At 36.6% G+C, this 25139-nt stretch carries 18 protein-coding genes and 1 pseudogene; 9 read left to right on the top strand and 10 right to left on the bottom strand.

Going from position 1 to position 25139, the window contains the following annotated elements; genetic code table 11:
• Positions 1-308: 308 nt before the first annotated feature.
• Positions 309-1328, bottom strand: coding sequence for a YeiH family protein (locus FD33_RS02805; protein ID WP_056955732.1), 1020 nt, complete (start codon positions 1326-1328; stop codon positions 309-311).
• 99 nt (positions 1329-1427) lie between these two features.
• Here FD33_RS02805 and FD33_RS02810 point away from each other — a divergent pair, with 99 nt between their 5' ends.
• Positions 1428-2297 carry a LysR family transcriptional regulator gene (locus FD33_RS02810; RefSeq protein ID WP_025085546.1) on the top strand — a complete coding sequence of 290 codons (870 nt, stop codon included), beginning with the start codon at positions 1428-1430 and terminating at the stop codon, positions 2295-2297.
• On the opposite strand, the gene FD33_RS02815 is transcribed toward FD33_RS02810, so the two are convergent.
• Positions 2287-2871 carry a peptidylprolyl isomerase gene (locus FD33_RS02815; protein ID WP_025085545.1) on the bottom strand — a complete coding sequence of 195 codons (585 nt, stop codon included), beginning with the start codon at positions 2869-2871 and terminating at the stop codon, positions 2287-2289. The two genes, FD33_RS02810 and FD33_RS02815, sit on opposite strands and share 11 nt — an antisense overlap.
• Before the next feature lie 120 nt (positions 2872-2991).
• Here FD33_RS02815 and FD33_RS02820 point away from each other — a divergent pair, with 120 nt between their 5' ends.
• Positions 2992-3351 carry a DUF2200 domain-containing protein gene (locus tag FD33_RS02820; RefSeq protein ID WP_025085544.1) on the top strand — a complete coding sequence of 120 codons (360 nt, stop codon included), beginning with the start codon at positions 2992-2994 and terminating at the stop codon, positions 3349-3351.
• Here the strand turns inward: FD33_RS02820 and FD33_RS02825 are convergent.
• A complete protein-coding gene (locus FD33_RS02825) occupies positions 3348-3797 on the bottom strand; it encodes a helix-turn-helix domain-containing protein (RefSeq protein ID WP_025085543.1) in 450 nt (149 codons plus the stop codon). The genes FD33_RS02820 and FD33_RS02825 overlap by 4 nt on opposite strands.
• A gap of 187 nt (positions 3798-3984) precedes the next feature.
• Here FD33_RS02825 and FD33_RS02830 point away from each other — a divergent pair, with 187 nt between their 5' ends.
• Positions 3985-4248 carry a hypothetical protein gene (locus FD33_RS02830; RefSeq protein WP_025085542.1) on the top strand — a complete coding sequence of 88 codons (264 nt, stop codon included), beginning with the start codon at positions 3985-3987 and terminating at the stop codon, positions 4246-4248.
• 69 nt (positions 4249-4317) lie between these two features.
• Positions 4318-5178 (top strand): mechanosensitive ion channel family protein, encoded by an 861-nt coding sequence (locus tag FD33_RS02835; protein ID WP_227005285.1) that lies wholly within the window; start codon positions 4318-4320, stop codon positions 5176-5178.
• A gap of 263 nt (positions 5179-5441) precedes the next feature.
• On the opposite strand, the pseudogene FD33_RS02840 reads toward FD33_RS02835, so the two are convergent.
• Positions 5442-6222: pseudogene (locus FD33_RS02840) on the bottom strand (aldo/keto reductase).
• A gap of 81 nt (positions 6223-6303) precedes the next feature.
• On the bottom strand, positions 6304-7308 hold the full coding sequence (locus FD33_RS02845) for an NAD-dependent epimerase/dehydratase family protein (RefSeq protein ID WP_025085540.1): 1005 nt from the start codon (positions 7306-7308) through the stop codon (positions 6304-6306).
• Between the two features lie 97 nt (positions 7309-7405).
• Here FD33_RS02845 and FD33_RS02850 point away from each other — a divergent pair, with 97 nt between their 5' ends.
• Positions 7406-8047, top strand: a complete 642-nt coding sequence (locus FD33_RS02850; RefSeq protein WP_025085539.1) for a TetR/AcrR family transcriptional regulator — start codon at positions 7406-7408, stop codon at positions 8045-8047.
• Positions 8048-8117: 70 nt separating this feature from the next.
• The gene (locus FD33_RS02855) at positions 8118-9527 is read left to right on the top strand and encodes a C69 family dipeptidase (RefSeq protein WP_056955733.1); all 1410 of its coding nucleotides are present in this window, start codon (positions 8118-8120) and stop codon (positions 9525-9527) included.
• Between the two features lie 254 nt (positions 9528-9781).
• Here the strand turns inward: FD33_RS02855 and FD33_RS02860 are convergent, their stop codons facing one another.
• A complete protein-coding gene (locus FD33_RS02860) occupies positions 9782-10321 on the bottom strand; it encodes a hypothetical protein (protein ID WP_025085538.1) in 540 nt (179 codons plus the stop codon).
• 161 nt (positions 10322-10482) lie between these two features.
• Between FD33_RS02860 and FD33_RS02865 the strand changes: the two genes are divergently transcribed.
• Both FD33_RS02865 and FD33_RS02870 read left to right on the top strand, forming a co-directional pair.
• Positions 10483-11661, top strand: coding sequence for an exonuclease SbcCD subunit D (locus FD33_RS02865; protein ID WP_025085537.1), 1179 nt, complete (start codon positions 10483-10485; stop codon positions 11659-11661).
• A 2-nt stretch (positions 11662-11663) separates the two neighbouring features.
• Complete coding sequence (locus tag FD33_RS02870; protein WP_056955734.1) at positions 11664-14834, top strand: AAA family ATPase; 3171 nt, start codon at positions 11664-11666, stop codon at positions 14832-14834.
• Between the two features lie 363 nt (positions 14835-15197).
• Here the strand turns inward: FD33_RS02870 and carB are convergent, their stop codons facing one another.
• The 3 genes from carB to FD33_RS02885 form a co-directional block, all read right to left on the bottom strand.
• On the bottom strand, positions 15198-18374 hold the full coding sequence (gene carB, locus FD33_RS02875) for a carbamoyl-phosphate synthase large subunit (RefSeq protein ID WP_025085536.1): 3177 nt from the start codon (positions 18372-18374) through the stop codon (positions 15198-15200).
• Positions 18375-18392: 18 nt separating this feature from the next.
• Positions 18393-19451 (bottom strand): carbamoyl phosphate synthase small subunit, encoded by a 1059-nt coding sequence (locus tag FD33_RS02880; protein ID WP_025085535.1) that lies wholly within the window; start codon positions 19449-19451, stop codon positions 18393-18395.
• A gap of 277 nt (positions 19452-19728) precedes the next feature.
• Complete coding sequence (locus tag FD33_RS02885; protein ID WP_056955735.1) at positions 19729-20637, bottom strand: HNH endonuclease; 909 nt, start codon at positions 20635-20637, stop codon at positions 19729-19731.
• A 105-nt stretch (positions 20638-20742) separates the two neighbouring features.
• Between FD33_RS02885 and FD33_RS02890 the strand changes: the two genes are divergently transcribed.
• On the top strand, positions 20743-23628 hold the full coding sequence (locus FD33_RS02890) for a DUF3427 domain-containing protein (RefSeq protein WP_025085814.1): 2886 nt from the start codon (positions 20743-20745) through the stop codon (positions 23626-23628).
• A gap of 50 nt (positions 23629-23678) precedes the next feature.
• Here FD33_RS02890 and FD33_RS02895 read toward each other — a convergent pair whose 3' ends face one another.
• Positions 23679-25121 (bottom strand): aminotransferase-like domain-containing protein, encoded by a 1443-nt coding sequence (locus FD33_RS02895; RefSeq protein WP_056955736.1) that lies wholly within the window; start codon positions 25119-25121, stop codon positions 23679-23681.
• Between the last annotated feature and the right edge of the window lie 18 nt (positions 25122-25139).

Genomic DNA, 25139 nt, shown 5'->3' on the forward strand with positions numbered 1-25139 from the left:
CAAGGACTTCTTTAAAATAATTTGGAATCAACGGAGAAGCAATTAAGCTTGAAAGCATTGATGCCATTGCTCTGTCGCAACAACAAGATATATATTACCCGTTCAGTTACGACCTTGCAACCCTTTTTTATTATTTTTTGTTAATTAACTAAAAACAATTCGGTTTCTTCCTATTGATTAATAAATATAACTTCGATATGACTTTTATGTTTATTACTATATCACGATCTCCAAACATGTCCATTGACTTTGTGTCTTGTTTTGAACAAACAAAAAAGACCACTCTTCCATAGGAAAAGTAAGTCATTTTAGAAGAACATCTTACTAACTACAATTGTAAAGGTCAATAAAATTACTGATGCCGATAAGGCAGCCAAAACAGCATTCCGGCCACTACTTAAGAAAGCTTTGAAATTAACACTCATCCCTAAAGCGGCCATTGCCATCCCTAGTACTAGATAAGCCAACTTAACTAATGTATTCAATAAAACACTAGACATAGGAACAAAAGTACCAATAACACTTGCTAACAAGAATCCTGCCATAGACCAAGGTATTGGTAATTTACCTTTTTCACCTTCATTAGTTTTATCTTGGTGTTGATACCAGATACCTATTATCAGTGCGGCTGGTGCTAGTAGTAATACTCGAGATAGTTTGGTAATGATGGCAGCACTTAGACTAACTGATCCACCGGCGCTACCTGTTGCAATTGCATGAGCTATTTCATGAAGTGATCCTCCAGCCATAACTCCAAACTGCATCGAAGTCATATGTAACAATGGTTTAATTGCTATTTCAATTAAAGTAAAAACTGTACCTAGGATAGCAACGATTGCTACCGCTAATACTTCATCATTATGTTTATCTGCTTCTTGATCTTTGGACACTTTAATTTGTGGTGAAATACCCATCACAGCTGCTGCCCCGCAAATGCTAGTTCCACTAGCAGTTAAAATGGCTAATCGTTTGCTGACTCCAAACTTTCTAGCAATGTTATATGTCAAGACAACCATCCCACTGACAATTACTATTGCAAAAAGAATTGTTTTTACACCCGCATGGGCCAAATCAATCAAATTCAATTTAAATCCTAATAAGATGATTCCTAATCGTAAAAATTTATTAGAAATGAACCCAATTCCGCTCTCAGCTTTTTGAATTGCCGGACGATAAAGCTGGAACAGCATCCCTAATATCAGTGAAAGTACTAATGCACCAATCACTGTTAAGTATGGTAAGCCACCTAAGAAGCTACCAACAACCGAACACAATAAAGTCATAAAGAATGCATAATAGAAGCTTTTTTCAAAAAATTTTAAATACATAAATTAATCCTCCTGTTTAAGAGGATAATATAGAATTGTCATAAGTAAAAATTAGTATTTATTACTTTTACATAAGCAAAATTTATAATAGGAGAAATTATGTTAGATAAACGTTATCAAACTCTCGTCGTTTTGGCTGAAACCAATTCTTTTACTAGGACAGCTCAAGTGTTATTTATTACTCAACCGGCTGTTTCACAACAAATAACTTCACTCGAAAATGAACTAAATCTTTCTTTAGTCATCCGTGATCACAACCGCATCCACTTAACCGATATCGGCCAAAAGTTAGCCGATTATGCCAAACAGGTTGAATTTGAAAGTCAAAAAGTTCTCAACTCTTTAAAAACGCCTACTAAATTCAATATGGGTTGTACTCTTTCCCTCAGTTCAACCCTACTACCAAAATTCTTGAATCATTTAAGTGACAGAATCCAAATCTCTACTACTGAAATCAAGAATACCGATCATATCCTACAAAATATCCGTGATGGTAAAATTGATTTCGGTCTAGTTGAAGGAAATTTTGATACCACAGAGTTCGATTCTTTCTTCTTACAAAAAGAAAATTTTGTTTGTATCTCCCACCAACAACTCGATATTTCAACCATTGAGGATGTCTTCAACCAAACACTACTGATCAGAGAACCTGGTTCCGGCAGCCGTAACATTTTTGAAAATTGGTTAGCCACTCAAAATTATAAGATCAGTGACTTCACTAAAGTAATGGAGATTGCCAGTCCTAATACCATCATTGAATTGCTCAAACAGATTCCCGGTATCACTTTTATCTATGAATCACTTGTCGCCGCAGAGATTAAAAATGGGCAATTAAAAAAACTAGATTTTCCAGGGTTCAAAATTGAACATTCCATCAATCTAGTTTTTCTCAAGAATTCTTATTTTAAAAATACTTATCAGGAATTAACTACTTCATTTCTTCAAGAAACGAATTCTATTACTTACTGATTTCGACACTTTCCATAACAACATCTTCTTTTGGCTTATCATTACCATCACGTTTAGCACGGCTGATTTCTTGAACAACATCCATACCTTCAATAACTTGTCCAAAAACAGTATGACGATGATCCAACCAAGGTGTACCACCGTTCTTATAAGCAGCGATAATTTCTTCAGGATAACCTGCTCCGGCCATTTCTTTGATCATACGCTTAGGCATATTTTCATTTGAAACAATGAAGAATTGACTACCATTAGTGTTAGGACCAGCATTAGCCATTGATAAAGCACCAGTTAGATTATATAGTTGGTCACTAAATTCATCCTCAAAGCTCTTACCATAAATACTTTCACCACCGGCACCAGTACCAGTTGGATCTCCACCTTGAATCATGAAGTCAGGAATAACACGATGGAAAATAATTCCGTTGTAGTAACCCTTTTGAGCCAACTCAATAAAGTTCTTAACGGTCTTAGGAACTAATTCATCAAATAGTTGAACCTTGATTACTCCGTGATTTGTTTTAATTGTGGCTACACTGCCTGTAGCATTTTCTAAATCCAATTGTGGATATGTCATATTATTGTTTCCCTTCTATTATCTAATCTAAGTAAACCTACTTTACCATACTAAATCAAAGTACAGGTGGTAACCAACTTTATTTTGTTACACTAACTAAAAAGGTTAACGGAGGTATATATGAAGAAGAAAGACATCACCCAAATGGCATTTCGAGATCTCTACCCACTTTATATTCAAAAAGTTGAACGCAAAGGTCATTCACAATCCGAAGTCAACCAGATAATCTACTGGTTAACTGGTTATAACGATCAATTATTATCCGAACAAATTGAGACTGGTGCAACCTTAGCAAATTTTTTTCAAAACGCTCCACACATAAACGAAAATACCGCTTTAATCAAAGGGTCCATCTTTGGCATTCACGTTGAGAATATCCAAGATCCCCTAGTCCAGGAAATTCGTTATTTGGATAAATTGATTGATGAGCTGGCCCACAATAAAACTATGGAACAAATTTTGCGAAGTGAAATATCTTAGTTTCGTTTACGTAATTTTTTAAGTAGGTAGATAAGTCCACTAATCAACCCCATCATCAAGAATAGATAACCTACAGGAATCAAAAAGAATGGTTCATGTAAAACGCCGTTACCATCTAGTGATGACCCAATTATCTTGAATAATAAAAAACTACCCATTCCAGCTAAAACCATAATTATTGTTACGTATAAATTGATCCGCATTTTCCGAACCTCACTACTGTCATTCATCAATTTTGTCGTCATTGTCGGATCACCTAAGATTAATTGGTCCAAAGATAATTTGAACGTTTTAGCAATCATAACGACCATTTCCAAATCAGGTAAATTACGGTTATTCTCCCAACTAGAAATTGTTTGTCGTGAAACATTCAACTTCTGAGCTAGTTGTTCTTGAGTCATTTTCCTACTGGTACGTAACTTTTTTATCTGCGATCCAAAATCCATTCATTCAGCCCCTTTTTTCATTAGTTATACCGATATAGTGACAGAATTGAAAGCTAGAGTTACAAGCATACTTGATATATCAACATTTATAATTTAATATTTACGATCCGTATACTCATCTATAAATATAACTAATTCTGTGTTATCTTGTATGTCCAATGAAATCCAAAGACTGAGGGTACAAATTTTGATCACAGAAAACATTCAAGACTACACTTTAGGAAAAGAAGAACCTACATTAGATATCTCCATAGATATCTCCATTACGGGAAACAGTAACATCGACTATTCTCATGATGACCTAAAGATTGCGGCCGCAATTAAGTTAATCGAATCTTGCGACAATTTGAACTTTACCTTACAAACTGGAGAACACGAATTATACAAGGAATTGTCCGACAAGTTATACGTCGCAGTTGAAGATTTCGTTCCCAAGAGTTACTTAAGTTAAATAAAGAGGCAGCCTAACCAATCGGTTTAGCTGTCTTTTTGTTTATGCTATCATTATTTCAGCTACTTTTTGAAAGGAACTGAAATTTTGAATACATCCCTTAACTTAAATACTCTTATTAAAAAAGTTTTTCTAAAGGTCGATTGGGAATCAGTGTTACAACATGTGATCTCAGTTGTTTTCCAATTAGTTCTATTAACAGTCGTCTTACTTTTGATCAATTGGATCGGTAAAAAGATCATTCGTCATATTTTTAAAACAGGACTGCGTAATTACAAACGTGGTATCTCGCCCAAAAAATTAGATACCATTTATACTTTGGTTCTCAATATTTTTAAATATATCCTGATGTTCTTTTGGATCTACGCTTTATTATCAGCTATTGGAATTCCCGTTGGTACCCTAATCGCCGGTGCCGGAATCTTCAGTTTGGCGATTGGCCTTGGCGCTCAAGGATTCGTCTCCGATATGGTCAATGGCTTTTTCATCCTTTTGGAACAACAAATCAGTGTGGGCGATACAATCACAGTCAATAACGTCGAAGGACAAGTTACATATGTTGGCATTCGAACAACCCAAATTCAAAGTGTTGATGGAACTTTGAATTACATCCCTAATCGAAATATTACTGTCGTCAGCAATAAATCTCGTAATAATATGCAGGCTTTGATGGAAATTCCAGTTTCTAGTGCTGCTCCTTTTGAGGAAATCACTAAAATCATTAATCAGATCAATCAGGATTTGGATTTGAAAAAATTGCAGATTACTAAAAAACCCTATATTGTTGGATTTTCCAATCAACCTGACGGCACTTTGGTTATTCAGGTCGCTACTTATACTAAACCAGGTGCTCAATTTCATGTTAAAAATGTTTTGTTGGAGAAGTATCTCTCTGGCATTACTGGTGCTGGAATTGATTTGCCTAAATAAATTAAAAACCACTAGACTTCCTTATTTTTTGAGAGGAAGTTTAGCGGTTTTTTTGATGTTCTTATTTAGATAACTATTGTTCTATGTTTTATAGTGGAAACGAGTTACGTAAGCCAGATTCCTGTGCTTTGCCTGACTTCACGAACTGTCTGCTACGCAGCCAATTCGCAAAGTCCTGCAAATGCTCAGAATCTAAACGGGCTTACTTCGCTCTCTATTGAAACGAGCTGCGCAAGGGAACCCACGAGGATTTGCTTCGCTCTCTAAGGCAAGTCATTGCCGGCAGCAAAGTATACGTCGTACCACTCTTGTTTAGTAAGTTCTACATCTGCACCTTTTGCACTATCAATTACGTGTTCTGGATTCATTGTTCCTATCAACACTTGGATTCCTGCTGGGTGTCTTAAGATCCATGCTACTGCTATGGCATTCTTACTTACCCCATACTTATCTGCTAATTCTTGTAACTTAGCATTCAATTCTGGGAACTTGTCGCTGCCTATGAATGTTCCTTCGAACATCCCGTATTGGAATGGTGACCATGCTTGGATTGTTGTCCCCATTCTTCTGGAGAATTCTAGTAGTCCTCCATCATGATTAACGGAACGAGCATCGGTCATATTTGTGTGCATTCCATAATCGATCATTCCTGTGTGAGCAATACTAAATTGTAATTGATTAATCAATAATTTTTGATCAACGGCTTCTTGTAACATTTGGAATTGTTGGGGATTGAAGTTAGATACACCAAAGTGTCTTACTTTTCCGTCTCTTTGTAATTCGTCAAAAGCTTCAGCTACTTCTTCTGGTTCCATCAATGGATCTGGACGATGTAATAGGAATGAATCTAGATAATCGATTTGCATTCTATCTAGAATTCCATCAACAGCTTCAATAATATGCTTCTTTGTAGTTAATACCACTATCAACAGCAGCTTCAAGTGTTTTAGCTGCATCTTTAGCTGACAAAGCTTCCATGCGCATGATTCCTAGTGCAACGGCCGAAGCTTTCCAATTTGTGTTACCAATATTTAGTTGTTTCATAAGTTTTTAAGTTCCTTTCGTTTTTCTCAACGATTTAACAATAGTACTTAGAGTGTGGTCTAGGTCAATTGTTTTTTGAAACTATTTATCAAGTCCAAATTTGATCAAAGTTTTGGCCGCATCCATGACTGTTTCTTCTGGTTTATGCTGTGTCCAACCCAAATCATTTTCTGCAGCGGCGGTCGTATGACGATATTTACGATCCAACATTGGTACCAATGCTCGCAAACTAGGAATGAAACGAGCTAATAATTTAGTCACTGTATTAGGCATCATTCTAATTTTGATTTTTTTGTATGGAAAATTAGTCTGATAAATCTTTTCCACATCTGCCATCTGTAATACTTGAGAAGCGGCTAGATATCTTTTTCCAATGGCAACAGAATTTTCAAAGGCTAAACGGTGCAATCTTGCCAAATCTCTAACATCTGAAATTTCTAATGGAACATGTGGTGTCATTGGTAATCCATTTAACATTTGCAAAAGAATTCGATTAGAGCTGACAGCCTTGTCTGACAAAATTGGGCCAAAGATTGCGCCCGGAAGTACTGTTGTTAATTCTATCCCCGCTTCTTTGGCATATTTCCAAGCAGCCTTTTCAGACTCAACTTTTGAAATACGATAAGGATCTAGGTCTGGATTTTTAACATCTGTCCAAAAACTCTCATCCAAAATAGCAGTACTGCCACTTTCAGGAGTAGATGCTGCTTGTGAACTAGTCATTACTACTCTTCTAACGCCAGCTTCTTTGGCTGCTTTTAAAACTGTCAATGTTCCATTCTTAGCAACACTTACCAATTCTTCAACTGTTTGAGTTCCATTACCCATTGGTGAAGCTACGTGAATCACGCCATCGGCACCTTTAATATTTTCTACCCAATTCTTGTCACTAGTTAGATCAGCTTCAAAAAAACTAAGATTCTTCATTTCATCCTTAGAAACAGCTCCAGCAATTTCATTTTCTAGACGATCTGCCTTCTTCATTGAACGCACGCTGGTACTGACCTCATATCCTGCATTGAGAAAATCGACGATCACCCATCCTGCGACGAATCCTGTACCACCTGTTACAACTACTTTTTTCATAATTTATGTCCTCTGTTCATTCAATTTAGACAAATAATACTATCAAGTGTCTATATTGCCAAATAAATGATATAATTATTTTTGGAGGTATTATTGCATGACACCAAAAGAAGAACTAATTATCAAATTTAATCATATTATTCTTATACAAGGGTTCGATAACTTTTCAATGGTAGATTTAGCAAAAATGGCAGGCATCAGTCGTGCTAAACTCTATATCTACTTTAAAAATAAAGACGAAATCGTTCAATCGGTTGTTCATCGGCATTTAGAGTTTTTACAAAAAAATTCTATTCCCACAAAAGTTGAAGGCAAAAATTTATTACCAACCATTCTGAATTCGCTCTTATTAATGGGATCAACCACGAAGTTATTCAAAACACAATTAAAACAAGCTTATCCGCAAATGTATCGTCAATTTAACCAAGGTTACGAAGAATACTTTCAGGCCTTGAAAAAATATTATCAGGTAGCTCAACAGCAACAATTGCTCATTAGTGATGTTTCTGCAGAATTTCTACTTTTTCAAAATCAAATCAATATTCACGGTATTTTAGATAATGTTAGAACTAACCAGATAAGCTTAGAAAAGGGAGAACAGTACTTAAAAGAGTATTTTACTTATCAGATTCACTCTTTGTTAGTTAAACCAGAAGTAGTGGTATCTGATCAAATTAAAAATTTCACCCAAACGATCATTAATGAATATTATGATACGTATGCACAAATTAATAACTAGTCCATTTGGTTTCAATTATTAAACCAGTTATAATTAAGATATCAATAACCATAAAGGGAGCGATTTAATAATGGAAAAGCGTATTAAAGGTTCATGTACATCAATTTTAGTTGGTAAAAAAGCTTCTATTGACGGTTCAACAATTATTTCTAGAAACGACGATGGTCATGAGGCACTTGACCCTCAACGTTTTGTTGTAGTTAACCCTGAAGATCAACCTAAGGATTACACATCAGTCATCAGTAAAGTCAACGTATCCTTACCTGACAATCCTCTACGTTACACTTCAATTCCTAACTCAATTTTGACAAACGGAATCTGGCCCGCTGCCGGAATCAACAGTGAAAATGTTGCTATGTCAGCGACTGAAACTATCACTACTAATTCACGTGTCTTGGGATTAGATCCATTTGTTGAAAATGGACTTGGTGAAGAAGACCTTGTAACCGTAGTTCTTCCATATATTCACAGTGCTAAAGATGGTGTTAAACGTCTCGGCGCTTTACTAGAAGAATATGGAACTTACGAACCAAACGGAATTTCTTTTGCTGATAATGAAGAAGTTTGGTGGTTAGAAACAATCGGTGGACACCACTGGGCAGCCGTTCGTATCCCTGATGACGCTTATGTCGTTGCACCTAATCGTATGAACATCGACAATTTCGATTTCGATTCAGCCGATACACTTTGTTCAGATGATTTGAAAGATCTTATCGATCAAAACAATTTGAATCCTGATTTTGACAAATATAACTTAAGACATATCTTAGGTAGTTCATCAGTCAAAGATACCGTTTATAACAATCCACGTGCTTGGTCTGGACAAAAGTTCTTCAGTCCTGATGACACCCCAGATGACCCAATGAATCAAGACCTACCATTCATCTGCCACGCCAACCGTAAAATTTCTATCGAAGATGTAAAATTTGTTTTAAGTTCCCACTTTGAAAATACTAAGTATGATGTTTACGGATCAGGTACTGATGCTGAAAAGAAACTCTTCAGACCAATCGGTATCAACAGAAATCATGACGTACACATTCTCCAAATCAGAAATAACGTTCCCGCAGAGATTGCCGGAATCCACTGGTTAGCATATGGTGCAAATACCTTTAATACCGTAGTTCCATTCTATGCCAACGTCGAAGACACCCCAGCACAATATAAAAATGCCACAGGTAAATTCGACATGAATAATATGTACTGGTTAAGCTGTACCACTGCCCTATTAGGCGATACAGATTACGATCTATATGTTGATATGAGAAACGATTATGAATTAGATGCTATGAGTACATATCGTAAGATCCAAAATGATACCGATAAGGAAATCGCCAATCAAAGTGATGCCAAAAAGTATCTAGAAGCAGCCAACAAGAAATTAGCCGACGTAGCCTTTGAAAAACAAACCAAGTTACTCGGAGATATGGTTACAATGGGATCAGAACATATGAAGTTACGTTATAATCTAAATGATTAGAGAGCGAAGCAGACCTGGGAATTTCCGAGGATTTGCCTAAGTCCTGGAATCGCACGCGATTTGTGCGGGCAATTTCAGGACTGTAGCAAACCGGAAGAAATTGGTCTGCGTAGCTCGTTTCCACTATTCATCATGGAACCATGGTTATTCAGAACAGAACAAAACTATCCAAAATAAGGACGGCAACTCAAAATCGAGTTACCGTCCTTATTTACATTAATGTTCAAAAGCTGACCGTGTTTTGTCCTGCTCTCCTATTCAATCAATTTCAAAGTAACTTTAGTATCACCGTAAACCGGATCTTTAACCGTTTCCTTAGCAATCTTATTATTATCGTTCAATTTGAATTTAACTGACGAAATAGTGTCGCCATTAGTAAACAAAGTTTGAACATTATCATCCGTAATTGACAATGTATCACCTTTTCTCGTGTAGTAAAGCCATTGCGTACCATTAGAAAAACGATAGTACATCTGATTTTTCGAAACAATATGAATACTATAAGGCCTCTTTCCAGCCACACTATACTCATTATCAACGATAGAGGCAGTGTTAGTATATATTGAAAGAAACGGTATCCCAACAAACATTAATGCGGCTACTATAGCTCCGCTGATCTGACTCCCCCTATCCTTTTCAAATTTATCTTTGGCCTGAGTGAGCTCTTCTGCTGTTTTATCTTTCAATTCTTCCGCTTCTGGGTCAAAATTCCAATTCCGATATAAGTTATAAAACGTAACAATTATAAGAGCCAATGAACCCCACCTAATAATCTGTAAAATTAAATGCATCATATATTTCCTCCGATTGTTTAATTGCTTTTCAACATACTTGTTACGTTCACAATGACCAAAAGACAAGTACGAATTAAAAATCTTTTTCGTAATTTGATATTGATAAATGCAATTTTTCATCGTAAAAAGGAAATAGAACATAATCTTCATGGAGGAATACTATGAAACTTTTACATACTGCCGACTGGCACATTGGTAGAACTTTAAACGGCTACTCACTACTCGATGAACAAAAAGCCACCTTTCAACAAATTTTAAACATTGCTTTAGAAGAAAATGTTGATGGTATTGTTATTGCCGGTGATATTTATGACCGTGCCATTCCCAATGTCGATGCCGTCACAACTTTGAATAAAATGTTTAAAGAAATCAATATTGACCATCATTTACCTATTTACGCTATCTCAGGAAATCATGATGGAGCTAAACGACTCAATTATGGCCGTGATTGGATGGAATATAACAATTTTCATCTCAACACTTTAGTCAGTGAAGCTTTCGAACCTATTGAGACTCCTAAAGTTCAAATCTTTATGTTGCCATTCTTTGATCCAATGGATGTTCGAGCTTACTACCATCAACAAGGCGTTTTGGAGGAAGACACCAAAAAAATTCACTCAATTGTTGATGCCATGAATCTTGTTTTAACAGACATGCAAAAGAATTTCGATCCCAATAAAAAACACTTACTCATTACTCACTTTGCGGTTACACCAAACAAAGAAGATAAAATCGAATTAACTAGTGAAACTACCTCAACTGTTGGCGGACTCGCCACTTTAACCGCTGACCAATTTCAAATGTTTGATTACGTTATGCTGGGACACATTCACACTCGTTTTGCTTCCCCAAGTGAAACTATTCGATATTCTGGTAGTCCCGTAAAATTCAACGTCAAAGAAGCTCGAATTAAAAATAAGGGTAAAGGTGTCTATATTGTCGAAATTGACAATGACAAAATCACCCATACTTTCAAAAAAATCAAACCTCAAACTGACCTGATTGTATTGGAGGAGGAATGGAACACTTTAACTGATCCCACTTTTTATAAACAACAACCAATCGACAGTGCTTGGTTTGCTATCACCGTAAAGAATTTCGACCGTAGCAAACACATCAACGTCCGCGCCCAACTACAGGAAATCTATGGAACAGTTGTTGAACTCGATTACGAGAACGTCTATCAAGATAAACAAGATCAGGCTGTGCAAAACATTAGTGAATTGAGTCCTGATGAAACAGTTGATCAATTTTTCCACAGCATAACTGGAAACGATTTATCTAAAACTCAGAAACATATTGTGGATAAAATTTTTGTTGATTTAAGAAAGGAGAAATAATTTTGAAACCTATTTACTTACAGATGAATTATTTCGGACCCCATGGAAACTCCAGTATCGACTTTCGAAAACTGGACGAAGCCCCCATTTTCCTTATTGGTGGTGACACTGGGGCTGGTAAATCAACAATTTTCGATGCTATGACCTTTGCTCTCTTTGGTAGTACTACAACTGATGGTCGTGATGCTCGAGAAATGCGCAGTCAATTTGCTCCCAACGATAAGGCAACCGAAGTGACTTTCTATTTTGAACAGGGAAATAATCTCTATCGTATCGTTCGTCGTCCGGAACAGTGGCTTAAAAGTCAGCGTGGCGACAATCTTGTGGATAAAAAGCCGATTGCCAAATTGGCTATTGTGGATAAAGTTGGCGGTACTGAGATTGATAGTATTGCCGCTAAGCCCAGTGATGTCGGAACTGCTATCGCCGAAATTCTCAATCTTTCGGCTGAACAATTTAAGAAAATCATCCTTTTACCTCAAAACGACTTCTCTGAATTTTTGAAATCCAAAACTGATGCTAAAGAAGCCATTCTCAAAAAGATCTTTGGTACTCAACTCTATTCTGATTTTACCAGCAAGTTAAAAGAACTCTACTCTGCCGACAAAAAGAAGAATGAAACTTTTGCCACTGATTTGGCCGCACAGTTAGACTCAGATAATTGGACCGATGAAGAAAAAGAACAGCTAAGTCATGAATCTGATGAACAAAAAATTGTCGTACTTGAAAGTTTTGTAGACAAGCGACAAGCTGAATTTTATTCTGTGGAAAAACAGGCTACTGAACTAAACAAACAAGTTCAAACCGCTGACAAAAATTTTCAAAGTGCCAAAGATTTGGACAAACAATTCTCCGATTTAGATACTGCTAAGCACGATTATCAATTGAATATCGTCAATAAGGAAACCGAAATTTCTGCTCAGCAACAACATGTCTCGGAATTACAATGGGCAGACGGTTTGAAGGATACTTTACGTGATCTCGACAGTAAAAATGAAGAGTTAAAAAAGACCAATGATAGAAGTCAAAGATTAACTGTCCAAATGAAACTCTCTCAAAAAGATTACCAATCAGCTACAAATAAAAGCGAAGAATTAACTGCTCAAAAAGCTGATTTTGATCAAAAAGAAAAACAAAGTAAGAAATTAGCAATTTTGATTCCTGACATTGAACGGGTTGAAAGAATTCGTAAGGAAATCACTAAACAAGAACCTGAATTATCAGTTTTACAAGAAAATTTATCTGAACAGGATGAAGAGCTTCAAAAAATCACTTCACAAATTGACGCTAAAAAAGAGTCCTTAACCGATAGTGATAAACTTCAAACACAAAAAGATGCCTTAACACATGAAAAAGATAATTTTGTCGAAATCCTCACTCCCTTGGAGAATCAAAAGTTCAACGATAAAAAGGACGTCAATCGTCTCCAAACTCATTTAGATGAGTTAAAGTCGCAACTACAGTCGAAAACAGAAAATCTTCAACAGTCTCAAGCTGATTTTGAAGAGAAAAAAGGTCATCGTCAGGCTCTAATGATTGCTCAACTTCAAAAAGAACTAGTCGATGGAGAACCCTGTGTTGTCTGTGGTTCCATTGATCATTCTCATATGATTAAAACTATCGACGCCGATGAAATCGAATTAAAAGCTTCAATGGAACAAGTTGATAAATCACAGAATCAATTTGCTTCTGCCCAAAAAGAAGTGGAAACACTTAATAACAATATCTCCGAGACAACCATTGAATTAAACACCGCTCAAGATAACCTTAAAACTGCTACTCAAAAATTAAACGAAACTTATTTGGAACTGACAAATAAATCTGAATTAACTTTTGATACCGAATTTAATATATCATCCTTAAAATCAATTTTTGAAAAAGAGATTGCCTCTCTTACTGAACAATTAGCTGCTGCCAACAAGCTAACTGCTGAAATTGAGAAATTAACTAAAGACAGTCAGAAAGTTGCTGACAAACAAAATGAATTTAAACTTGATTTGGCCACCAAAAAAACAGCTTTGGAAGCTAACCAAAAAGATCTCAAACAAATCCTTGCTAAGCTTGGCGATGAAACACGTTCTAGTCAGGAAATCACTCAAGAGATTAAAGCTTTAGATGCGGCTGTTAGGGACTATCAAGAACAAGTTACTGAAACGCAAAAGTTAGCTCAAGATAGCCAGATTAAGTATTCCAACAACAAAACCCAGTTAGATGATGTTGAAAAACAAGCTGCTGAACAAAAAGTCACTATTGAGAAATTACAAAAGAGCATCGATTTAGTTTTAAGTGACTCTAATGCTAAAACTAACGACATCAAAGTATTACGTACTTGGATTACCGAAATAAATGATGGCGTTCTTTCCGATTTGCAGATTAAAATTTCTAACTACAAACAAGAAAAAACTCGTTTGGAAAAACGAATCGATGAATTATCCACTGCGTTGGCCGACAAAGAAAAACCTGACTTAGAGACTCTTCGAACAGTTTTAACTGGTCTACAAACCCAAAAGGATGAACTAATTTCTCAAGTTGCCAATGCTAAACGAACTTTCCAAGATGCTGACAAGAACTTGAAACGTATTAAAGATATCATTGCGCAACAAGGCGACTTTGCGAAGAAATTCAGTCAATTATCCGATCTCTACAATATTGTGAATGGTCAAGGTAACAACGACAGTAAATTGAAACTAGAAACTTACGTCGTACAGAACTACCTTCAAAAAGTTCTCAATTACGCTAACGATCATTTTATCAATCTACTTTCTAACAATCGTTATACTTTTGAATTGTCTGATGATCCTAGCGATAAAATGCGTGATCACGGCCTAGATATCAATATTTTTGATAACGAAACCGGCAAATCACGCTCATCCGACACTTTATCTGGTGGTGAAACCTTTATTGCCGCTTTGTCTATTGCCCTTTCACTTAGTGAAGTCGTTCAATCATCTTCTAACGGAGTCCAAATTGATGCCTTATTTGTTGATGAGGGCTTCGGTTCACTTGATGATGAAACCCTTGAAAAATCTATGACTGCTTTGGAAACTATTGGTCAAAATCGTATGGTCGGTGTTATCAGTCATATTGAATCTATGAAACAAACTATTGGTCAACAGGTTTTGATTAAGAAACTTGGTGATGGTCGTAGTAAGGTTGAAATTGTTAATAAGTAACGCAAAAAAAAGCCGTCCTTTTCTGGACGACTTTTTATTTTTGGGGAGAATTATTTTGAGGATTTTTTGGGATAGCCCTTTGTTTCTAAATAACCATTGTTCTTTGCAATATAGTGGAAACGAGTTACGTAGGCCAGATTCCTGTGCTTTGCCTGACTTCACAAACTGTCTGCTTCGCAGCCAATTTGCAAAGTCCTGCAAATGCTCAGAATCTAAACGGGCCTACTACACTCTCTATCGAAACGAGCTACGCAGGCCAATTTCTTCCGGTTTGCTACAGTCCTGAAATTGCCCGCACGGTCCCGCGGGCGATTCCAGGACTTAGGCAAATCCTCGGAAATTCCCGGGCCTGCTTCGCTCTCTTTATAATGCGTTTACGCCGATAAATCTTTTCTCCAACACTCTTAAAATAGCGTCGGCTGTATCTAATGATGTGTAAAGTGGTACTGAATTTAAGACGGCATTTTGTCTGATGATATATCCGTCTGAGGTATGTGTTCGTTTGTCTCCGATTGTATTGATCAACAATTGTACTTTGTTGTGTGTGATGTCATAGATAATATCTTTATCCGACTCACCCACCTTTGGTACAGCTTTGGCTCTGATGCCTAATTTATTGAAGTAATTGGCGGTTCCTTTGGTTGCTAAAACTTGGAAACCTACTTCTTCAAATCTTCTTGCTAAGGTAGATGCTTCTTTTTTGTCTGTATCATTAACGGTGATTAAAACATTTCCGGCATCTTTGATATGTTGATTAGTTGCTTCAAAGGCTTTATACAAAGCTTCGGTATAGTCGATTCCTGATCCCATAACTTCACCGGTTGATTTCATCTCTGGTCCTAAAGCACTATCAACATCGTTTAATTTATTGAAGGAGAATGTTGGTGCTTTAACATGAATCAATCTTGATTCTGGTGCTAGTCCTGGTTCTAATCCTAGTGTATTGAAGTTGGCTCCTAAAATTAATTTAGTAGCAATTCTGGCCATTTGAATTCCGGTAACTTTACTTAGGAATGGAACTGTTCGGCTGGCACGTGGATTTACTTCAATTACGTAGGCTTGATTATCGTGAATAACAAATTGAATATTCATAATTCCGACACAGTGCAATTCTTTTGCCAAACGTTTAGCGTATTCAACGATTTGATCTTGGACTGAATCAGGAATATTTTGTGGAGGATAAACGGCCATTGAATCTCCTGAATGAACTCCAGAGCGTTCGATATGTTCGATGATACCTGGTAACAAGACGTTTTCACCATCACTTAGAGCATCAATTTCACATTCACGTCCAGTTAAGTAACTATCGATCAAAACCGGATGATTATTTGATACATGTACAGCTTCTTTCATATACTTGTTCAATTCGGCATCTGACTTGATAATTTCCATTGCTCGCCCACCTAAAACATAACTTGGACGAATCAAAACCGGATAACCAATTTTTTGAGCAACTTGTAATGCACCTGCTGGTGAAGTAGCTGTGCCACCAATTGGTTGAGGGATTTCTAGTTTCTTAATAATTTGGTCAAATAAATCACGATCTTCGGCACGATTGATATCTTCAACTTGTGTACCTAAGATCTTGATGCCATTTTCTTTCAAAGGTTCGGCCAAGTTAACTGAAGTTTGACCACCAAATTGAACGATAGCACCGATTGGTTTTTCCAAGTCACAGACGTTCAAGACATCTTCTAAGGTTAGTGGTTCAAAATATAATTTATCTGCAATTGAATAGTCAGTTGAGACTGTTTCAGGATTATTGTTAATAACGATTGCTTTATACCCCATCTGTTGAACCGCATTGACACAGTGAACAGTCGAATAGTCAAACTCGATTCCTTGTCCAATTCGGATAGGACCTGAACCTAAAATTAGAACTGACTTGTTAGACATTTTTTCTGATTCATTTTCAGTTTCATAAGTACTGTAGAAGTATGGAGTTTCAGCCTCAAATTCACCGGCACAGGTATCAACAGTTTTGTAGGTTGGCAAAATTCCACTTTGAATTCTAAAGGAACGAATAACATCTTCTGGCAAATCATTCAGACGGGCAATTGTTCTATCCGAGTAACCCAAACGTTTAGCATCGGTTACAATCTCCTTGGTCAATGATCCATTCGTCAATTCTTTTTCAAAGTTGATGATATTTTTCATTTTGGCTAAAAAGAAAGGATTGATGGCTGTTAGTTGATTGACTTTTTCATAAGAAACGTCCCGACGTAATAATTCAGCTAGGTAAAATAGACGATCATCCTTTGGTGTTTGGACGTATGTTTCCAAATCTTCAGTAGACTTATCCTTGAGTGAATCCATGATTAAATCATGTTGGTCAATTTCCAAAGAACGAACAGCTTTTTGAAGTGCTTCTTCAAAGTTACGACCCAAGGCCATCACTTCACCGGTAGCCTTCATTTGCGTTCCAATTGTGCGGTCGGCTTTAGAAAATTTATCAAATGGCCAACGCGGAATCTTGCAAACAACATAATCCAAAGCTGGCTCAAATTGTGCAAAAGTTTTTCCTGTAATTGGATTAGTGATTTCATCTAGTGTTAATCCGACAGCAATTTTGGCAGCAATCTTAGCAATTGAGTAACCAGTTGCTTTTGAAGCCAAAGCTGAAGAACGACTGACACGTGGATTTACTTCGATGATGTAATAGTTACTTGTCTTAGTATCGATAGCTAGTTGAACGTTACATCCACCTTCAATTTTTAACGCACGAATAATTTTTAGCGAAACATCACGTAACTTTTGAACTTCAGTATCTGAAAGAGTTTGAATTGGTGAAACAACGATGGAATCACCGGTATGAATTCCTACAGGATCAACATTTTCCATATGACAAACGGCTAAAGCATTGTCCGCACTATCACGCATTACTTCAAATTCAATTTCTTTGAAGCCGGCAATACTTTGTTCGATCAAACATTCAGTTGATGGTGAAGCTTTCAATCCACGCTCAACAATTTCCTTTAATTCAACATCGTCATGCGCAACACCACCACCGGTTCCGCCCATTGTGAAAGCTGGTCTGATAATCACGGGGAAACCAATTTGATCAGTGAAATCCTTGGCATCTTGGTAAGTATAGGCTGTTTTCGAAGCGGGAATTGGTTCATGTAGCTTCTGCATTAAGCGTTTAAATTCTTCACGATCTTCGGCTTCGTTAATAGTATTTAATTTAGTTCCAATAATTTCGATATTTAATTGATCAAGAATTCCTGATTCTTGCAATTGAACAGCCATGTTCAACCCAGTTTGACCACCTAATGTTGGTAAAATAGCATCCGGGTGCTCTTTAACTAAAACTTTTTCCACAAATTCCAAAGTAATTGGTTCGATGTAAACTTTATCAGCAATATGTTTGTCGGTCATGATCGTAGCTGGATTGGAATTGATCAAAACAACTTCATAACCTTCTTCTTTAAGGGCTAAACAAGCTTGAGTCCCTGAATAATCAAATTCGGCAGCTTGTCCAATGATGATTGGACCAGAACCAATGATCATAATCTTTTTAAGGTCTGTTCTTTTTGGCATAATTAATTTTTCCTCCAACTATTTGTTTAGTCTTTCCAAAAATTTATCAAAGATGAAGTCAGCATCGTGTGGTCCTGGCATTGCATCCGGATGGAATTGAACTGAAAAGGCATTGTATTTAGTATGTTCAACCCCCTCAACTGTTTGGTCATTCAATTCAACTTGGGTCACTTTCAAATCTGTATTAGCGATGGATTCAGGATCAACGGCATAACCATGATTTTGAGAAGTGAAATAAATTTTGCCTGTTTCTAAATTTTTAACAGGATGATTAAAACCACGATGTCCAAATTTCATCTTAAAAGTTTTAGCACCATTGGCTAAACATAAAAGTTGATGTCCCATACAGATACCGAAGACTGGATACTTCTTCTCGAGTTCCACGATGTTACTCAAAATATCAGTGTGATCAATTGGATCTCCAGGTCCATTACTCAAGAGAATTCCATCGGATTTTAAATTTTCGATATCTGCAACTGAGGCATTACCTGGCACAACAGTTACTTTAACGTCGCGTCTTTGTAATTCATCGACAATACTTTGTTTGTAGCCGTAATCTAACATCACGACATGCTTGCCCTTGCCTGTAAATACTTGTGAAGTTTCGGTAATACTCTTATTCAACTGGTCTCTATCCAATTGCCAATCAGCGATTTGGTCAATCAATCCTGAATTCAAACTGTCGACGATGGCTGCCTTTAAAGCTCCAGCTTTTCTAATTTTCAAAGTGATAGCACGTGTATCAATTCCTTGAATTCCTGGAATATTTTCTTCCTTCAAAAATTGATCGATAGTCATTTCACTTTGGTAATTACCGACAACCTCCGCAATTTCACGGGCTAAAACACCTTTGATGTATGATTTAGGTGATTCGTTAAACTTTTTCGAAATTCCGTAATTACCAATCATTGGTGTACAAAAATTAATAATTTGTCCGTTGTAAGATTGGTCAGTGATAGCTTCTTGATATCCACTCATACCGGTTGTGAAAACTAACTCACCAATTGTTTCAACATCACTACCGAAGGCCTTACCTTCAAAATATGTACCATCTTCAAAAACTAGATATCTTTTCATAATATTCTCCAAACTTTCACAATATTTGAGACAGAAAAAGGGATGCTTTATCCAGCATCCCTCAAGTTTTGTCTTAGATTGATTATTTAGACTGAACCTTTGAGACCTCTCTGGATCTGATTAAAAATTCAAGATATAAAAAAACTTTCCTTGCCAGTGCGACAAAGAAAGTTAGTTAGGGTCTCCCCATAAGCGATTGTACTTTCCAAGTCTCACTGGACTTAATTAAAAGTTGTTGTCCATATAATACAAGGAAGTTCGTTGTTCGTCAATAGGGTTATTTTTTAAAAACATGTTCACGATGATATTCTAAATATTCTTTATTAGGAGAATATTGGTAGTTCATATGTATTTTTCTATTCTTATATTTATTTAATAATTTATTAGTTTCCGCATCTGGTGCAGCCACGTCAGAAATAACAATATGTCCCTTATCGTTAAAGGTGAAATATCCTGCCGTAAAGGCTTCAGCTAACATTTTGGTAAAACTAATTCCATTACGTGGATCCAAGCGAATTTTCTTATTGGCTTCCCAAGGAACAATTCTTGCTACAACCAAATCATCCTCATCCACTGGACCTGCCACCGCCGATTTATAATGATAATTAAATTTTACTTTATCCGCAAAAAACTTTTGGACTGCATTGTAAGTTTTAACACCCTTAGCTTCATCATTGATAAAATACAATTCATTTTTCTCAGCCTGATAACACTTTACCGCCAATAATTCCTCTGCATCCGACAACTTAGATTCAGACACCATATTTTTTTGACGCGCTAATAAACCCATATAATCATGCTCATTTATCTTCGTGATGCCATTCATATTGAAAAAATTAGACCATTTACCTTTGAACTTTCGGAATGTCCAATCGAAGGTACGTAAATTTTGTTTCATGAGACGATGGGAGAATAGATAAGGTTGCTCAATCGTGACAATATCGTTGCCAGTAGCCGGATCTTGTCTTACAACTTCGCCAAATTTTCCGGCACCATAAAGGTAAAATTCATTGCCCCATTCTGAAGCGCTGCCAGAACGACGATAAATGATTAGATCACCTTTGTGAAGCTGATTGTTATTATGATTTTGATAGCTGTAGTATTTAAAATCCACATCATTGTGTTCAATACTGGAGCTGGAATCTATTATAAAATAATTGGTTTGGGAGTTCTCATTTTGATTCATAAAATACACTTCCTCTGCCCTTCATTGTACACAAATCATCTATAAAATTTAACTGCTCTGATATACTTGTCTATTAGAACAATTACAAATTGGAAGTGAAATTATATGGACACTGATTATGAAATTAACCAAGGCGTAAACTTTGGCTTTATTGACAACTCGACACAATCATTATCTCGTTATCAACCAGCATTGATAACTAATCAAAATGGGACCGTGCTTGATACTTTGGAAGACGAATTACGTAACGCCAAATCCTTTACTATTGCTGTGGCTTTCGTTACTTCGGGTGGTCTATTGGATCTTAAGAGTATTCTGGCTGACATTGCTACACACGGTGTCCGTGGAAAACTTATCACTTCAACTTATTTAGGTTTTAACAATCCTGATGTCTTCGATGATCTATTACAAATTCCTAATCTCGACGTTAAGATTTTGGATCAAGATGGCTTCCACACGAAGGCCTATTATTTCAATCATGACACTTACGAAAGTGCCCTAATCGGTAGTTCCAATCTAACGCAAAACGCTTTGAAAAAGAATTTCGAATGGAACCTGCGTATCACTTCGACTGAACGTGGTGACGTTATTCATAATGTTAAAAATGAACTAGATAATCTTTGGCAACAGGCTATTCCTCTGACATCATCATGGATAGAAGATTACCGCCAAAATTGGCAACCTAACTATTCAACTTATCGAAATAAGAAACAAATTAAACCGACAGACAAAATTGTTCCTAACGAAATGCAGCAGCCAGCTTTGGAAGCTCTGAAACACTTACGAGATGTCGAACATGCTAAAAAAGGACTAGTTGTGGCAGCGACTGGAACTGGTAAAACTTATTTAGCCGCTTTTGATGTCCAACAATTTAATCCTAAGCGACTACTATTCGTCGTTCACCGTGAACAAATTCTGCGTAAAGCTATGTCCAGTTTTAAAGAAATTTTAGGTGGATCTGACAACGACTATGGTATTCTCAGCGGTAATCAAAAAGAAGTAACTGCGCGTTATCTTTTCGCAACGGTTAACATGATTTCTAAAAAATCGGTCCGTGAACAATTGGGAGCCACTGCATTCGACTACATTATTATCGATGAGGCTCATCGTGTTAGCCAAAATCAACCTGGTGAAAAAGAATCAATGTACCAAAGTTTGATGAACTTTTACCAACCACAATTCATGTTGGGAATGACGGCTACTCCTGAAAGAACTGACGGAACCAACGTCTACAAGTATTTCGATTACCATTTGGCTTATGAGATTTCACTGTTAGACTCATTGGACAACGACCTACTTGTACCTTTTCACTACATCGGTGTAACTGACTATGAGAAAAACGGTGAAGTTATCGATGACAAAACTAGTTTGAAATATTTAGTATCTGATGAACGTGTAAATTACATTATCGACAAAACTAATTACTATGGTCCTCGTGGTGATAATGTACACGGATTAATTTTTGTTGGTCGTGTCGCTGAAGGTCGTGAATTGGCTGTTAAACTCACGAATAAAGGTATCAATTCTCAATTTGTCTCCGCTGAAGATACGGTTGAAGTTCGGGAAAAAGCCGTTCGAGAATTGACTGAAAGTAAACTCCAATACATCATCACAGTTGATATTTTTAACGAAGGTGTGGACATTCCTATCCTCAATCAAATTGTCATGATGCGTCCCACAAAATCCAGTATCATATTTCTTCAACAATTAGGCCGCGGATTACGTAAATTTGCTCATAAAGAATTCGTGACAATTTTAGATTTTATCGGTAATTATGATGAAAATTATATGATTCCAATGGCATTCGGCCGCTCTCACACTAGTAATAAAGAAAAAATACTCAAACAGATTGTTAGCCCCAGTATTTCCGGAGTTTCCACAATTCATTTTGAAGAAGTAGCTCGTAATCGAATTCTGGACGCCGTTTCAAAAGCTCGTTTAAATGATATGAATCGTTTCAAAGCTGCTTATCAAAGTCTTAAAGATAAAATCGGCTTGCGGTCACCTATGTTATTAGACTTTGCCAAGCTAGGTAGTGTTGACGTTCCCGATATAATTGATAAATTCAAGACTGTTTATAACATGCAAAATAAATTTGAAGCTAATTTTTCTGCTTCACTTACTAAAGAACAATATTCATTTTTAAAATTTATTTCTGCGGAAATCACTGTTTCTAAACGTCCGGTAGAAGCTTGGATTTTGAAACAATTGTTACTCCGACATACTTTAACTGATAAAGAGATTCTATCCGAACTTCAATCTCAAAATATTTTCTGTGATAAAGAAACCTTGGACAATGTGGCTTCCGTCCTAGATTTCAGTTACTTTTCAAAAGTAAAACAAAAAAAATACGGCCAAGTTGTGTTAACTGACCGTATCGATGACAAATGGAAATTCACTTTTGAACTCCAGCAAATGTTGCAATCACAAACATTTAGGAAATATTTTGAAGATGCCTTAGATGCAAAGCTCTGGGATGTACATCAGCATCCAGCAATCTATCGTAATCGATTTACCATTGGTGAAAAATATTACCGTCCTGATATTATCAAGATGTTGAACTGGAAAAATGAACCTAATTATATAAATATTGGTGGTTACGGCTTAAGAGATGATGGACGTTTTCTCCCTGTTTTCATATCTTTAAAGAAGACTGTTAAAGTTCAAAATAAGATGGTATATGAAAATACCTTCTCGGATCGTTCAACCTTACCTTTGTTCTCTAAAAGCGGACGTTCAATGTCCAGTACAGTTGAGAGTGAGATTCTCAAACATAAAGGTTTTGGGATGATTCAGTTGTTCGTAAGAAAATCTAATAACGATAGAATCGACGGTAAAGATTTCTATTACCTCGGGTCTGCACGAATTCTTACTGCAAAAGATATCATTGAAGAGAACACTGACGGTAAACCAACCAAATTAGTTGCGTTTACACTTCGATTGGAACATGAATTAGATTTGGGATTGTATCATTTTTTGACTGAAGAATAGCAAAAACAGCAAGATCAATTGAGATCTTACTGTTTTTTATTACACTACGTTTAGAATAGTTTTCGTAATTTCCCCATAGCCGCACTAAATTCCTTACAAGTGGTATAAGCAAACGATAACCGAATTGACCGGTTCTTTTTAAAATCATAAATATCACCGGTATTCAAAAGTATTCCTTCATTCAAGGCCTTCTCAAACAAATCTTCGGCTTCAATATCATCTTTAAACGTTAACCAAATATAAAATCCGCCAATAGGCCGATTCCAAGTGGCAATTCCTTGAAAATTATCTTCTAAAACTTTCAAGGCGTTATCGCGACGTTTCTTCAATTCCTTTTTCAAATTGACCAGATATTCATCATACAAGCCGCTATTCAAAAATTCGGCGAATACCAATTGCGATAAGGAACTGGCTCCATAATCCATCTGCATCTTGGTGTCTCCTAATCTCTGAATAACTGGTTCAGAGGCAATGACCCAACCAATCCTCAGTCCTGGTGCCAAGGCCTTTGAAGCACTGCCTAAATACATGACCATCCCGTTTTTATCCATAGCTTTCAAAGCTGTCGGCTGTTCGTCAAAACATAATTCCTGATAGACTCCATCTTCGATAATTGGGAGTCTATTTTTTACGCAGAACTCCATCAATTCGTGACGTCTGAAATCTGACATCGTTATACCTGTAGGATTGTGATTGGTTGGAATAGTGTATAACACTGACTCATTATTTTTGAGACGTTTTTCTATTCGCCAATACTCCATCCCTTCCGAATCCATCGGTATTCCATCCAAGTTTAATCCCATCGATTGAAAGGTTTGGAGTGATTTCAAATAACTCGGTGCTTCAGTGAAAACAGTGCTGCCATCTTCCAATAAACACGATGCAATCAATTGTAAGGCTTGCAAAGCACCGGAAGTAATCAAGATATTCTTCACGCCTACGTTGATACCTAACTTCTGCATATGCTTAGCAATGGCTTCTCGTAATTCTAATAGCCCCAAGGGTTCGGCATATCCTAATGAAGTAATTTCGGTACTCAACTTCTGCATAATTTCAGACCACATTTTCTTAGGAAATAGTCTAGGGTCCAATTCACCAGTTCCTAAGCGTGTAATCTCTGGGGCAAATTCCCAATGATTAATCTGTTGAATACGGCGCTTATTCTCTTGAAAATAACCGGCTGAAATATATTTTTTCCAATTCAAGGCCGTTGGCAACATTAATGACCATGTGTTACTAATAATTTGGGTTCCGGCACCACGTTTCCCCGAAATAATTCCGTACGAAGTCAACTCATCAATAGCCGTTGAAATGGTACTTCGATTCACGTGAAACATTTTAGCTAAATCCCGCTGTGACGGCAATCTAGTACCGATTTGCCACTGCCCACTGGCGACTTTATCACAAACATATTTAACGATTTGGCGATAAATTGGTACTGAACTTTTTTTGTCTGGTTGCCAATCAATTACGACTGGAAATTCTCTTCGCATTTGTTTCTCCTTTGGTTG

This window comes from Companilactobacillus paralimentarius DSM 13238 = JCM 10415, assembly GCF_001434985.1.
Taxonomy (GTDB): Bacteria; Bacillota; Bacilli; order Lactobacillales; family Lactobacillaceae; genus Companilactobacillus; species Companilactobacillus paralimentarius.